The following is a 14,363-nucleotide window of genomic DNA, read 5'->3' as shown; positions in this document are numbered from 1 at the left end:
CAATAAAATTTTACATTTGAGTTACTAATCAATAACTCAAATGATATGGAAATTAACTTTTATGCAATTTTAGTTGCTGCTTTAACTACTTTGGTAGTTGGATTTGTTTGGTATGGCCCTTTATTTGGAAAGGTTTGGATGAAAGAAACCGGTTTAACCGAAGAAGATTTGAAAAAAGACAGCATGATTAAAATTTTCGGACTTACTTACCTTTTTTCAGTGATGATTGGTATCATCATGATGCTTTTAACCGTTCATCAATTTGGGGCTTTAGGAATGATTGGTGGCCCTGATTTTATAGAATCAGCAAAGCCCTCCTATCAGGCTTTTATGGCAGATTATGCTACCGCTTTCAGAACATATAAACATGGAGCTTTGCACGGCTTTATGTCGGGGTTGTTTTTAGCATTCCCTTTGATTGCTATCAATGGATTGTTTGAAAGAAGATCATGGAAATTAATATTCATCCACAGCGGTTATTGGACTGCCGTAATGACGGTTATGGGAGCCATTATTTGTGGTTGGGTTTAAATAGTGTCAATTGCTAGGGCCAATTTAATATCTTTTTCGGTGACTCCGTCGCTATCATGCGTAGTTAATTGCAGCGATACTTTGTTATACACATTGGTAATTTCCGGATGGTGATTTTGCTTTTCGGCTACAGTTCCTATTTGAACGATAAATGCTAAAGCTTCTGAAAAGTTTTTAAATTTAAAGTCTTTCTGGATGGACTTATTTTTAAATTTCCACTCGTTTAATTGTTCGAGTTGGGTTTGAATTTCTGCCTTTGATAAAGTTTTCATAATTTTTTTATTTATATAAAGTTAAATAACATTTATTATCAATCAGCAAACTTTAACTTTATCGCTTAAAATTAAAACTACATTTCACATTTGGAATCTTCCTGTTTGTTCAAAATAGTTACTTTAACGCATGACTTGCCAAGTGATTGGAATGCATTAGCCGCTTCAAATATTTTTTTATCAAAAGAATATTTAGCTGTTTTAGAACAGTCGAAACCCATCAACATGACTTGCTTTTTTATCAGTTTTTATAAAAACAACAAACTGATAGGCATTGCTCTGGCTCAATTCTTAGATTTGAACAAATTGGAATCCTTTGGTGAACGAGATAAATGTGTGAAAACAGCTGTTCGGAATTTTATCTTCAAAAACTTCTGTTCGCACGTTTTATTTATTGGAAACAATATGCTAACAGGTCAAAATGCTTTTTCGTTTTCGGATGAAATGGAAATAAAAAAAGGAATTGAATTGTTGCATGAAGCTGAAATGGAAATTAAGCAAATTCTGAAAAAGAAAGGTGTAAAAGTGCATTTAACAACGTATAAAGATTTTGATAAAACTGAAATTGAACATTTTCCGAAGAAAGAATTCGCGTCTTTTTATCAATTTTCTACACAGCCCAATATGGTTTTTACCGTTTCTGAAAAGTGGCTTTCCTTTGATGAATACATTGCTTCATTGTCCAAAAAATACCGTGATCAATACAAACGTTGTCGCAAAAAAGCAGAAGGAATTGAAAAGCGAAAAATGAATTTGGACGAGATTATTGCTCAAGAAGAAACAATTTATGCCTTGTATCATCACGTAGCCAAAAACGCTACGTTTAATACCTTCTTTTTAGCGAAGAATCATTTTAGCGTGATGAAATCGGAATTACAAGATAAATTTCTGTTTTATGGGTATTTTGAAGACGAAAAACTAATCGGTTTTAATACGTTGATAAAAAATGGAGATCAGATGGATACCTACTTTCTAGGGTATGACGAAACGATTCAGCGGGAAAGGATGTTGTATTTGAATATGTTGTATGATATGATTGCTTATTCGATTAACAAAGGATTTGCAGCAATTATTTTTGCCCGAACAGCGTTGGAAATCAAAAGTTCTGTCGGTGCAAAACCGGAAGAAATGGTGGGTTATATTCAGCATTCGACTGGGTTGATTAACCGAAAAATGGAGCAGTTGTTTTGTTATTTGGAACCGGAGACGGAGTGGAAGGAGAGGAATCCGTTTAAATAGTTTTCTGTTGTCGGTTGTCCGTTGTCGGTTGTCTCAAAAACTGATAACAGACAACGGACAACGGTTTCTAGCCCAGATTGCAGTGGAAAGCTTTTTATGTTTTTTGCTTTAAAATTCACAGGGTTACAAAGCGACCAACGGAAGCTCTTGTAACCCTGATAAATTTTTGGCAAAAAACATAAAAACTTGGAACGGAAAGCTGGATTGGCTACATAGCATCAATTTCGCCTTGAACTACTTCCCAGTCTTCTAATAATTTGTCTAATTCTTGTTTTTTCTTGTTGTAGGCCACGAAGAAATTGGCGTCTTCAATGTGTTTGTCGTAGTTGGAAGCCAACGCCTTGTCGTCGTTCTGAATGTCGATTTCGAGCTGTTTGATTTGACTTTCGATTTTGCTCAATCGATTTTGAAGCGATTTGCTTTTCTTTTGATCTTCGTAGGAAATGGATTTGGAATCTTTGTTGGAATTTATATTGGCAACCACATCTTTTTTCTCAATTTCACGCATGTTCATCGCGTTTCGTTGCTCTAGGAAAAAGTTGATGTCGCCCAAATATTCACGGATTTTTTGGTCTTTAAATTCATACACCGTATTGGCCATTCCTTGCAAAAAATCCCTGTCGTGAGAAACCAACAATAAGGTTCCTTCAAATTTATTTAAAGCCGCTTTTAAAACGTTTTTTGATTTAATATCCAAGTGATTAGTTGGCTCATCCATCAGTAAAACGTTGATAGGTTGCAATAAAAGTTTGCATAAAGCCAGGCGGTTTCGTTCGCCTCCGGAAAGCACCTTTACCTTTTTTTCTACGTCATCACCACGAAATAAAAATGAACCCAACATATCGCGAACTCTCGAACGATTGCTATCGGTTGCGGCGTTTACCATCGTTTCTAATAAGGTAATTTCGCCGTCTAAGTATTCGGCTTGGTTTTGGGCAAAATAACCCAATTGTACGTTATGTCCGAGTTTTATTGAGCCTTGGTATTTGAATTCGTTGACGATAGCTTTGATAAACGTTGATTTTCCTTGACCATTTTGTCCAACGAAAGCGATTTTGCTTCCACGTTCTACTAATAATGAAATGTCTTTCAAAATGGTTTTGTCGCCATACGCTTTGGTTACGTTTTCGGCTTCGATAACTACTCTTCCGGGAGTTTGTGAAACGGGAAATGAGATGTTCATCACGGAATTATCGTCTTCATCGACTTCAATTCGTTCTACTTTATCGAGCTTTTTAATTAACGATTGAGCCATGGAAGCTTTGGAAGCTTTGGCTCGGAATTTTTCGATTAATTTTTCGGTTTCTTCAATTTTTTTGGCTTGGTTTTTTTGAGTTGCCAATTGCTTTTCGCGAATTTCTTCTCTTAAAACCAGATATTGCGAATACGGTTTGTTGAAATCGTAGGCTTTTCCGAGAGAAATTTCGATGGTGCGGTTGGTTACATTATCCAAAAACATTTTATCGTGCGAAACGATTACGACTACGCCGGGAAAATTGCGTAAAAAACTTTCTAACCAAATGATACTTTCGATATCGAGGTGGTTGGTTGGCTCATCGAGCAGCAAAATATCGTTGGATTGCAAAAGTAATTTGGCTAATTCAATCCGCATTCGCCATCCACCGGAAAACGTTTCGGTTTGGTTTTCAAAATCTTCACGTTTGAAACCTAAACCTAAGAGGATTTTTTCGGTATCACCTACATAGTTATAACCTCCTAAAACTTCGTAATGGTGATTTACATCGCTTAATTCATCGATTAATTCAGAGTAGGTTTGACTTTCGTAATCGGTTCTAGTGGCCAATTGATGGTTGATTTCATCAATTCGTCTTTCGGTTTTTTTGATTTCTTCGAAGGCTTGGTAGGCTTCTTCTAAAACGGTTCTTCCTTGTTCAAAATCGATATCTTGACGCAGGAAACCCATTTTTACTTCTTTTTCGGTGGCGATGCTTCCTGAATCGGGTTTGAAGTCGCCAGCCAGAATTTTAAGCATGGTTGATTTACCGGCACCATTTTTACCCACTAGTCCAACTCTGTCACCTGATCCGAGACGGAAAGTGACTTCTTCAAATAAAAATGTTCCTCCAAAGGAGACCGATAAATTGTGTATATTTAGCATAATATTGTTACAAATGTTACAAAGGATAATGTGTATAAATGGTACCTTTGTATAAAATTTTTGCAAATGTTAAAAAAAGGATCCAAACTGAATAGCATTTTAACAGGAAGTTGTCCAAAATGTCAGGAAGAAAGTATGTATTTGGAAAAAAATCCATTTAAAATGGGTAAAATTTTTGAAATGCATGAAAATTGTAGTCATTGTGGTACTCGTTATAAAATGGAACCTTCCTTTTTTTATGGAGCGATGTATGTGAGTTATGGTTTAAGTATTGCTTTTGCAGTTGCTGCGTTTATAATTTCTAATGTTTTTTTAGGATTAGGATTAATCCATTCGTTCATTGCTATTATTTTTACTTTAGTTGTCCTTTTTCCAGTAATTCTTCGATTATCGAGAAACATTTGGATTAATATGTTTGTTCATTTTGATAGAAATTGGAAAGAACATAAACATTAATCCCAGCTTATTTTCTTAAACCGTTTGATGTCTATTTCTTTGTCCAAAGGAATTTGGTCTTCAATATTATCAAACAACATTTTTGCCATATCCGGAGCAAGCATCACCCCACGTGTTCCTAAGCCATTTAGAACGTGTAATCTTGGGTGTTTTGGATGTGTTCCTAACATTGGGCGTCTGTCTTTTACAGTTGGTCTAACGCCGGCTAAATGGTCGATAATTTCAAAATCGGTTGTTAATAATGTTTTTAAATCGGTCAACAATTCATTTTTACCTTCTTCGGTTGGGGTGGCGGTTTTATCTTCCCAATTGTAAGTTGCTCCTACTTTGAATAAATCATTTCCTAATGGAATTATAAAGACGGATGATTTTAGAATTACATCTAATTTTAATTCTTTTGATTTGATGATTAATAATTCCCCTTTTGTTCCGTCGAGTGGTAAATTAGAAAAATACGGATTTGAATGAATGCCGAAACCTTCTGCAAAGATGACGTTTTTGTAGCGTTGCTTTTTATATTCTATGAAATCATCGTTGATAATTAAATTTGCATAGTTAAATGAATCGCATTGCAAAAGATTTGATTTAACTAAATAGGCGTGATAATTTTTGAGTAACGCAGCCGTATCAACATAACCAGATTGTAAAACTTCACCAAAACCATAAGGCGAATTGATACCCTTGTATTGATTATAGCTTATGGTTGGCGATATAAACGGTGTTAAATTGGGTTTATCGGAAGCCACGAACCAATTGTTTTGCTCTTCAACAGAATATAATTTTCGATAAATCGGGATTTTATAATCCAATTTTACATTCAATTTTGCTTCTAGCTGAGCATAAAATTTATTTCCTAAATCAACTTGTTCTTGTGATCGCCATACTTCACTAAACCGTTTCAAGATAACAGGATTGTATAAACCTCCAGCAATTGTGGATGAATTTTGAGATTTGTTATCAAAAACGTGAATTGTTTTGTTGTTCTGCAGAGCGATTTCAGCAAATGCTATTCCGGCTAATCCGGCACCAATTAATAAATAATCTGTCATAGTGCAAAAATAAAAAACTCTTACCGTGAAGTAAGAGTTTTTTGTTATTTAATTTATGGAATTAGTAATTCCACATATCTTGTTCAAAGTTTCTGATTTTCTCTTTCACTCTTTCCGATTCTAAAAGTTGATTCAGAGCATTATCCTTCATGTATTCCTGAATTTGTCTATCACCGTAAACATTTTCTTCCTTGTAAATCACACCACTAAATCGACGCGAGTTTAATAAATGGTCAAACGTGATTGGCATAGCCGAGTTTTTGTCGTTAAATGCTTTCCATTCGTGTAGTATATCTCTTGTTGATGGAAAATATACCCAAAACAATTCGATTACATCAGGATTTTCTGCACCAAGCTCACGAGCTTCCGGAGAAACAGGACATATTCCTAACAGACGGTACTTCATTTCACCTTGGCGTTTGTCAAAATACCAATATCCTTTAATTTTATAGCCAGATACATCAATAGATCCTAATTCTCTTTTATCTATATATTGTTGATCTAAAATTTTAGCACCAGACTTGTAATCATCATAATACGTATTAATTTCTTCTCTACCGGCGTTTGTTGTATCAACATACGTGAATGAAGAAGACATATCTGATAATGTTTTTTTAGAATTAAAATAATCATCATAATATACTTCAGATATTCTTCCTGCTTTGATTTCCTTCAACAATACATCGAACAAAGATCTTCTGTCTTTTCCAATATTAGCGGTATCTACCGGGAAATAAAGCGGAAAATTAATTCTTTCATCTAAATCGATGATTTCCCAAACCATTTTACCCATCAATACATCTCTGTCGTGCACGTAGCCGTACTGAAGTGGTTTATCATTATCTGCCTCCATTTGAGCGGCAGTTTTTTTACCAATTTCTTCCGGTGTTTTTGCATTTAACAGATTTGACTGTGCATGACTTATTTGTGATACAAACAAGATTGACAAACATGCTATTACTGTATTTAACTTCATCTTTATTCTTTTGTAGGTTATTTGAAGATAACGTATCGTTACTTAAATTATTGTATTTCGTAAATTACCGGTGAGGTTCTTGGCAACATGATGTTAGAACCCTCTAACTTAACTTTAATATCTGTAATTGTAATTACATCACCTCGTGATGCTCTTGCCATTGCAGCCTCACATTGAGCGTTTACTCTACCACCATTAACAACAACCGCAGCTTGACCTGGAGCCTTGAATGTAAAACCTGTTACGGTTAAGTTAACATCAAAATCAAAATCAGGTAATTTAGCTCCAATTTGAGAAACTGCTAAACGTGATTTTTGACCTTTGATAGGTGAATTCATATCTCCACCAATAGTTCCAACTGGTGCTGGAATTCCTTTAATTCTGAATACTTTTTTAGAACTTGCCGATTTTCCACCTGGTAACTTTGCAGTTACATTAATAACTGCTTCTGTACCTTGACCAGGACTCATGTTGTATTTTCCGACACCACTTCCTTTAGTTAATCCAGGACCACTTGCAGATACGTCAGTATCCGAAACTCCTGCAAACGAAATAGTCATAGGATTAATAACACCTCTATAAACAACATTCATTTTATCGGCAGAAATTGTAGCTTCTTTTGGTTGAGGAACAACTACATATTTTCCTTCAAATTTTAATGGGATTTCTTTTCCATCTTCTACGAAAACGAACTGACCATTAATATTTTGCTCACCCACTGAACCGGCCGTTAAAGAGATAACCGCTTGACCATTTTCAATTTTACCAGGACCAACAAATTTTGTAGGTGTTGTGTTAGCATCATAACGACCTAAAACAACTTTTCCGGTAACAGTCTCTCCTTGGAAATAAGCATTTTTATCTAAAACGACAATAGCTTGGTAGTTACTGTAAGAAGCTGTTGATTCATAAGTATTTCCAATCAACGCATTCAACACGCTTGATTCAATTGCTTTAGCGTCACTCTGCATGGCAGATAATTTAGTTAAAGATGCAATCCCTGGAAATCCTCGGTAATGATAATCTAAGAACGGAATTGTTATCCCATCTTTATTTTTAACATCTTCAGTGTTGAATTTAGATTCTAAATCTGCAACGATTGACTTATATTTTCCTGATCCAATAGCAGCCTTAACATCTTCTCTATATTTATTGATAGTCGCTAATACTTCTTTTCCTTTTTCAGTATAACCATCACCTTTGAACCATGTATAGTCAATAGCATCTGCTTTGTCCATTGCTTCATAAGGTAATTTACCAGTTTCCTCATTTACTTCAACACCTTCGGTTATACCAGATTTTAATTCGCCAATATAATTATAAAAAGCTTTTGTTAATGAAGTTACTTTATCTGCTATTTGTTTTGGTCCTTGGAAGTTTTTAGGATCTTCAGAGGCTTTTTGACTTAGCGTCTGTAAAATTGCTTCATTTGTTTGTACTGCCGCTATATTGGATTTTTCATATTTTTCATTAAATAATCCAAATGCCGATAGTACTTCTTTTGACATGTTAAGTGCCAACATCGCGATGAAAACCAAGTACATTAGGTTAATCATCTTCTGTCTAGGGGTTAATTTTCCTCCTGCCATTTCTAATTAGTTTTTTAAATTGTTTGTTAAATTGATAAAACTAATTATCCTTTATTTCCCATTGCAGACAACATTCCACCATAAACATTGTTTAAGGAAGCGATATTAGCTGTCATAGCTTGCATTTGGTCTTTTAATTTACCTGCGTTTTCAGCAATTTCTTTGTTAGCTTCAGCATTTCTAGAAGCACTTTCTAATTGAACTTTATACAAACTATTTAAAGATTCCATTTGAGCAGCGGCCATTGATAATTCTTCGCTATATTTTTTCTGACCTACCATTGAATCTACCGTTGGAGCAATTCCTTTTGCCGCCGATTCAAAGTTTTTGATGCTGTTTCCTAAGCTAGTCATTAACTCACCGTCAACTTTAGCTTCTTTCAACATTGCATCTAATTTTTGAGATAATAAACCTTGCGCATCTTTAGCTTCTTCTTTTTTTCCTTTTTCTTTGGCTTCGCCACCAGCTAATTCAGGATATACAAGAGACCAGTCTAGTTCATTGTCTACAGGTTCAAAGGCAGATAATGCAAAAATGATAGCTTCAGTCACAAGACCGATAGTTAACATTACGTTTCCGGTTAAAGGTCCGATTTCAAAGTGGATAATTTTGAATAAAGCTCCTACGATTACAACCGCAGCTCCCATTCCATAAGCAAAGTTCATTGTTTTTTTACTTAAAAGTGCCATAATAATAAATTTTAGTTAGTTAAGTTAATTAATATAAAGTTGGTTAAAAATTCTAATTGGTTGGTTTATTTTGATCTTCCAGTCCCTCTGTTTCCGGTAGTTTGTGTTCCCATGTAATCTTGTACTGTTCTGAATCCGATATAACTTCGTGCAGAATCTGCATATTCATAATCTCTTGTGCTTACTTGTAGGAAGTAGGCAACATCTTTCCAAGAACCTCCACGGATAACTTTACGTTTATTTTTCAAGTCACCAACAGTTGGATTCATGGTTGAAACATATTCATAAGCAGCAGCATCGTAAGAAGAGTCAGTCCATTCTGAAACGTTACCGGCCATGTTGTATAAGTTGTACCCATTCGGTTCGTATGATTTTGCTTCTACAGTATACAAAGCTTCATCTGCAGCATAATCTCCACGGTTTGGCTTAAAGTTAGCTAAATAACAACCTCTGTCATTTTTAGCATACAAGCTTCCCCAAGGATAGGTGGCAGATTCTAAACCTCCTCTAGCAGCATATTCCCATTCTGCTTCGGTTGGTAAACGGAAAGTGTTAATAAGATCTTGTTTCTTTTTCTTTGATTTGATGTATGCATTTTTATTTAATGTTCTCCAAGCACAAAATGCTTTTGCTTGTTTCCAAGAAACACCCACTACAGGATAATCACTATAAGCTTGGTGCCAAAAATAATCATTGTGCATAGGCTCGTTGTATGAATAAGCGAAATCTTTAATCCAAGAAGTTGTGTCTGGGTATACAGGAACTTTTTCTTTTCTGATAAAGTCTGATCTTTTTCCTGTTTTAGCTTTAGCTGCCGCTTGAATATCCATCCAAGTATAGCTAAATTCTAATTTATTAACATTAATAGTTCTTAAACCATTATATGATTCAGCTGCAGGTAAATACATAGAATCCATTACTTCCACATAGTATTCATCCGGATACTTTGAAGTCTCTTTAATCAATTTTACTTTCTTATTTAATTTTCTTCCAGCAAATTGATCATCTTCCGTTCCTATACTATAGTAGTTTTCGTACATATACTTGTCGTATGGAGTCATTTTTTCAGGATCAGCATCTGCAAAAGCATAATCACCAATACTAGCTCCACCTTTTTTACCGCCTCCTCCTGTAGAAGTCTGACCCATTTCATCAGCCAAAATAGCTAACTTCATGTAGATGGTTGAATCTTTAACCCACTCAACGAATTGTCGGTACTCACTATTTGTAATTTCTGTTTCATCCATATAGAATGAACGTACAGTTACCGTTTTCGTTGGTGCATCTTGCACATTAGCTAAATCATCGTCTGATTTACCCATAATAAATGCTCCACCAGGAATTAATGTCATACCATAAGGTTTCTCAGGATGCCATTTTTTACCTTGAACTCCTACAAGTTCTCCTTTGTCACTAGAACCGCAGCTTACTAGTGTTACTAAAATTGTTGAAAATGCGATGAACTTCTTCATATAAATTTGGGTTATCATGTACTCGAATTTTAAGGCCGTAAACCTATTTATAATTTTTTTAAAATGCAATTATTTCTGGTAAAATTTATTTTCTGTGTCAAAACTAAATATAATCTTCAAATCAAAAAAGAAAAAAATCGATAAAATACATATTTTGTCGATGAAATACACTTTTTTATATTTTTTGTAAGTTTTTATCCTTTATCATATTAGATTCTTACGTTGTGCTTTCCACCATCTTTCTGGTATTTCTTGGTCGCAAGCTCGTAAATAATCTTCATGCGTACAGGGCAATAACGTATTTTTTTTTAATTTATTATTAACATTTGAAATAAATGGTATTTCTATCCACCATCTTTCTGTTTTCGGACTCTTAAAAAATATAAGCTCAATGTCATCAACAGGAACAATATATTTTAAAAATATGTTTTGATTTAAACTTGGATATTCTAACGATCTAAAATTATATCCTTCTAAAAAATACCATATAATCTGTGCAATCAAAACGCTTTCATTTGCTAAATTAGTATGATTAAAAATACCAAGAGAAGTAACTTTATCACTAAGCCCTGCATATCGTGCTAATGCACAAATTTCTTTACCATTAAATCCATTTGGTGTAAAAGTAACAAAATTTCCTGAATCTGCTGATTTCACGCATGTTAAATCTACGGAAACGATATCGGCATCTCTAAAAACGGGCTCCGCTAATGAAAGATTTGAACTAACTTCCCCCAATCGATAGGCATCAAAGTATAATTTTTCAATTAAATCAATCTCTTCTTGCGAATTATAATACGTTTGAAAACCTAAATTACTATAATTAAAAAGATTATTTGGTTCATTGATAATAATCTTAGAGAGATATGAATCGGAAGTATTTCTTACTTCATCTTTGCCAAAATCAAATTTATTATCAATGGTAACCAAGTTAACCATTTGATCGAGATTATCATAACTACGGTACAAAGCATAAGTTAAATCCTGAGAACCTCCCAAAACAAGTGGAACAATTTGCTTCTTGATTAGTTCCGAAACAATCTTAGCAACTGCATAATACGTATCTTCTTGGGTGTTTCCCTGCGAAATATTACCTAAGTCAGCAATAGTTGAATGCCAATTACCGGGATATAGTGCATAAAATTCTTTTCTTATTTGAGTTAGGTCTACATTTTCATAAAAATTACTTCCTCTATTATCCAGAACACCAACTATCGCAATTTTAATTTTATTTACATCCGGAAAATCTTCTGCAGTGTGAAATACAACTTTTTTTCCAAGCGTTTGCGAGTTTAGATTTTTTACAAAGTCTAAAACCGAAACTTCAACAGGTTCTAAAAAATCAAATGCCATAGATTATTTCTTTTTTACCGGTGCTTTTTTTGTTGGAGTCTTTTTTGTTGCCGCTTTCTTAGTCGGCGTTTTTTTAGCCGGAGCTTTCTTTTCAATTAATTCTTGCACTTGAGCCAAGGTTAGTTTTTCTGCATCGACCTCTTTGCTCAATTCAATTTTAATTTTTCCTTTGGTAATAACTGAACGGCCCCAACGGGCTTTTTCGACCTTAATTCCTTCAGCCTTCCAATCGTGAACAACTTTATCAATTTCTTTTTGTTGTTTATCTTCTATCAATTCATTTAAATCAGATTGCGATAATTTATCAAAATTATATTTCTTACTTACATTAATAAACATACCATTCCATTTGATAAAAGGACCAAAACGACCCACACCTTTTTGAATTGGTAATCCGTCATATTCTCCAATTGGAGCGTCGGCTTGATTTTTTTCATCAATTAATTCTTGTGCTCTTTCTAATGTTACATCCAAAGGATCTTCTCCTTTTGGAAGAGAGACAAATGTTTTTCCAAATCGAACATACGGTCCAAAACGTCCATTATTCACTTCAACTTCTTCTCCTTTATAACTGCCTAAATTTTTTGGTAGTAAAAATAAATTCAGCGCATCTTCTAATGTAATTGTTCCAATATTTTGATCTGTTCCTAAACTGGCAAAAACTTTATTTTCATCATCAATATCGCCTATTTGAGCCATTGGTCCAAATTTCCCTAAACGAACTGAAACCGGTTTGCCTGTTTTTGGATCTTTTCCTAAAATGCGTTCGCCACTTTCTCTGTCTGCATTTTCTTCTACATTTTTAACAATTGGGTGAAAATGATTGTAAAAATCACGCATCATTTTTGTCCAATCTTCATTTCCTTCAGCAATTTCATCAAAATCTTGTTCCACTTTTGCCGTGAAATTATAATCCAAGATGGTAGAAAAATTCTTTACTAAAAAGTCATTTACAATAATTCCGATGTCGGTTGGCACCAATTTTCCTTTATCTGAACCGGCATTTTCGGTTAAAACCACCGATTTAAGGTCGTTTCCTCTTAACGTTAATTGATTGTATTTTCGTTCTTGCCCTTCAAAACTTCCTTTTTCAACATAATTTCTATTAATAATGGTTGAAATGGTTGGTGCATAAGTGGATGGTCTTCCAATGCCTAATTCTTCTAATTTCTTAACCAAAGAAGCTTCGGTGTATCTACTTGCCGCACGCGAAAAACGTTCGGTTGCCGTGATATAATTGTTTGCTAAACGTTCGTTGATCTTCATTGCCGGCAACATCCCTTCTTGTTCTTCATCATCTTCATCATTTCCTTCTAAATATACTTTTAGGAAACCTTCAAATTTGATCACTTCTCCTGTTGCTGCAAAATGTTCGCTATGATTGTTCGCTTCAATCTTCACGTTGGTGCGTTCCAATTCGGCATCACTCATTTGCGAAGCCAACGTTCTTTTCCAAATCAAATCATACAATCTGGCTTGATCCCTATCTATATTTAAGGTGTGTTTAGACATGTCTGTTGGACGAATTGCCTCGTGAGCTTCCTGAGCACCTTTTGATTTACTGGTAAAATTTCTTGGTTTGCTGAATTCCTTTCCATACGAATGTGTAATTTCAGCTTGAGCAGCCGCCATTGCTTCTTGCGAAAGATTGACGCTGTCTGTTCTCATATAAGTAATGTGTCCGGCTTCATATAACCGTTGTGCAATTTGCATGGTAATTCCCACCGGAAGATATAATTTTCGAGCCGCCTCCTGTTGCAACGTAGAAGTTGTAAACGGAGCTGCCGGAGATTTTTTGGTCGGCTTTGTTTCTAAATCCGATACCTTATAAATGGAGCCGATATTTTTTTGAAGAAAATCTTCTGCTTCTTTTTTAGTGGAAAAATTCTTTGGCAATTTGGCTTTGAAAGTTTTTCCCGATTCATTAGCAAATTCTGCCGTTACCGAATAAGAGGCCTGAGCAGTAAACTCTTGAATTTCTCTTTCTCTTTCAACAATCAAACGTACAGAAACCGACTGCACACGTCCCGCAGACAAACCACCTTTTACTTTTTTCCACAAAACCGGCGATAATTCATACCCCACTAAACGGTCTAAAACTCTTCTGGCTTGTTGGGCATTTACTAAATTATAATCGATAGAACGTGGATTTTCAATTGCTTTTTGAATAGCCGATTTTGTAATTTCATGAAAAACAATTCGCTTGGTTTTTTTTGGGTCTAGCTTTAATTCTTCGGCCAAATGCCATGAAATTGCTTCTCCTTCTCGGTCCTCATCACTCGCCAACCAAACCATTTCAGCATTTTTAGATAACGTTTTGAGTTTACTCACTAAAGCTTTTTTATCGGCAGAAACTTCATATTTGGGTTTAAAATTATTCTCCACATCAACCCCAATTTCTTTGGATGGAAGATCGGCAATGTGCCCATAACTGGACTCTACCTGATAATCGCTTCCTAAAAATTTTTCGATGGTTTTTGCTTTTGCCGGTGACTCAACGATAACTAAATTCTTTGCCATGTACATGTTTGTTTGGCAACAAAAGTATGGTTTTTTTTTAATTAATGATTTTTGGAAATCAAAATGCCCCTGTAATTTATTTTTTTGAGGTAATAATT

General features: G+C 34.7%; 12 protein-coding genes. 3 read left to right on the top strand and 9 right to left on the bottom strand.

Annotated features, from left to right (window positions below; genetic code table 11):
* Nucleotides 1-45 precede the first annotated feature (45 nt).
* Nucleotides 46-531, top strand: a complete 486-nt coding sequence (locus B0I10_RS08950) for a DUF1761 domain-containing protein (RefSeq protein WP_112086159.1) — start codon at nucleotides 46-48, stop codon at nucleotides 529-531.
* On the opposite strand, the gene B0I10_RS08945 is transcribed toward B0I10_RS08950, so the two are convergent.
* Complete coding sequence (locus B0I10_RS08945) at nucleotides 528-803, bottom strand: 4a-hydroxytetrahydrobiopterin dehydratase (RefSeq protein WP_112086158.1); 276 nt, start codon at nucleotides 801-803, stop codon at nucleotides 528-530. The genes B0I10_RS08950 and B0I10_RS08945 overlap by 4 nt on opposite strands.
* Before the next feature lie 90 nt (nucleotides 804-893).
* On the opposite strand from B0I10_RS08945, the gene B0I10_RS08940 reads away from it, so the two are divergent.
* Nucleotides 894-2,042: a peptidogalycan biosysnthesis protein gene (locus tag B0I10_RS08940; RefSeq protein WP_112086157.1), complete on the top strand. Its 1,149-nt coding sequence runs from the start codon at nucleotides 894-896 to the stop codon at nucleotides 2,040-2,042.
* Nucleotides 2,043-2,250: 208 nt separating this feature from the next.
* Here B0I10_RS08940 and abc-f read toward each other — a convergent pair whose 3' ends face one another.
* Nucleotides 2,251-4,161 (bottom strand): ribosomal protection-like ABC-F family protein, encoded by a 1,911-nt coding sequence (abc-f, locus tag B0I10_RS08935; RefSeq protein ID WP_112086156.1) that lies wholly within the window; start codon nucleotides 4,159-4,161, stop codon nucleotides 2,251-2,253.
* A gap of 66 nt (nucleotides 4,162-4,227) precedes the next feature.
* On the opposite strand from abc-f, the gene B0I10_RS08930 reads away from it, so the two are divergent.
* On the top strand, nucleotides 4,228-4,617 hold the full coding sequence (locus tag B0I10_RS08930) for a DUF983 domain-containing protein (protein WP_112086155.1): 390 nt from the start codon (nucleotides 4,228-4,230) through the stop codon (nucleotides 4,615-4,617).
* On the opposite strand, the gene B0I10_RS08925 is transcribed toward B0I10_RS08930, so the two are convergent.
* The 7 genes from B0I10_RS08925 to topA form a co-directional block, all read right to left on the bottom strand.
* The gene (locus B0I10_RS08925; protein WP_112086154.1) at nucleotides 4,614-5,666 is read right to left on the bottom strand and encodes an NAD(P)/FAD-dependent oxidoreductase; all 1,053 of its coding nucleotides are present in this window, start codon (nucleotides 5,664-5,666) and stop codon (nucleotides 4,614-4,616) included. The genes B0I10_RS08930 and B0I10_RS08925 overlap by 4 nt on opposite strands.
* Before the next feature lie 61 nt (nucleotides 5,667-5,727).
* A complete protein-coding gene (porN, locus tag B0I10_RS08920; protein WP_112086153.1) occupies nucleotides 5,728-6,642 on the bottom strand; it encodes a type IX secretion system ring subunit PorN/GldN in 915 nt (304 codons plus the stop codon).
* A 47-nt stretch (nucleotides 6,643-6,689) separates the two neighbouring features.
* On the bottom strand, nucleotides 6,690-8,231 hold the full coding sequence (porM, locus tag B0I10_RS08915) for a type IX secretion system motor protein PorM/GldM (RefSeq protein WP_112086152.1): 1,542 nt from the start codon (nucleotides 8,229-8,231) through the stop codon (nucleotides 6,690-6,692).
* A gap of 44 nt (nucleotides 8,232-8,275) precedes the next feature.
* A complete protein-coding gene (porL, locus tag B0I10_RS08910) occupies nucleotides 8,276-8,920 on the bottom strand; it encodes a type IX secretion system motor protein PorL/GldL (RefSeq protein WP_112086151.1) in 645 nt (214 codons plus the stop codon).
* A gap of 65 nt (nucleotides 8,921-8,985) precedes the next feature.
* Nucleotides 8,986-10,392, bottom strand: a complete 1,407-nt coding sequence (gene porK, locus B0I10_RS08905) for a T9SS ring complex lipoprotein PorK/GldK (RefSeq protein ID WP_112086191.1) — start codon at nucleotides 10,390-10,392, stop codon at nucleotides 8,986-8,988.
* A 204-nt stretch (nucleotides 10,393-10,596) separates the two neighbouring features.
* Complete coding sequence (locus B0I10_RS08900) at nucleotides 10,597-11,745, bottom strand: formimidoylglutamase (RefSeq protein WP_112086150.1); 1,149 nt, start codon at nucleotides 11,743-11,745, stop codon at nucleotides 10,597-10,599.
* 3 nt (nucleotides 11,746-11,748) lie between these two features.
* The gene (gene topA, locus B0I10_RS08895; RefSeq protein ID WP_112086190.1) at nucleotides 11,749-14,265 is read right to left on the bottom strand and encodes a type I DNA topoisomerase; all 2,517 of its coding nucleotides are present in this window, start codon (nucleotides 14,263-14,265) and stop codon (nucleotides 11,749-11,751) included.
* Nucleotides 14,266-14,363 lie beyond the last annotated feature (98 nt).

It is taken from the genome of Flavobacterium lacus (genome assembly GCF_003268815.1).
GTDB lineage: Bacteria > Bacteroidota > Bacteroidia > Flavobacteriales > Flavobacteriaceae > Flavobacterium > Flavobacterium lacus.
Note: the sequence above shows the minus strand (reverse complement) of the source record. Positions and strands in the feature narration are given on the sequence as shown.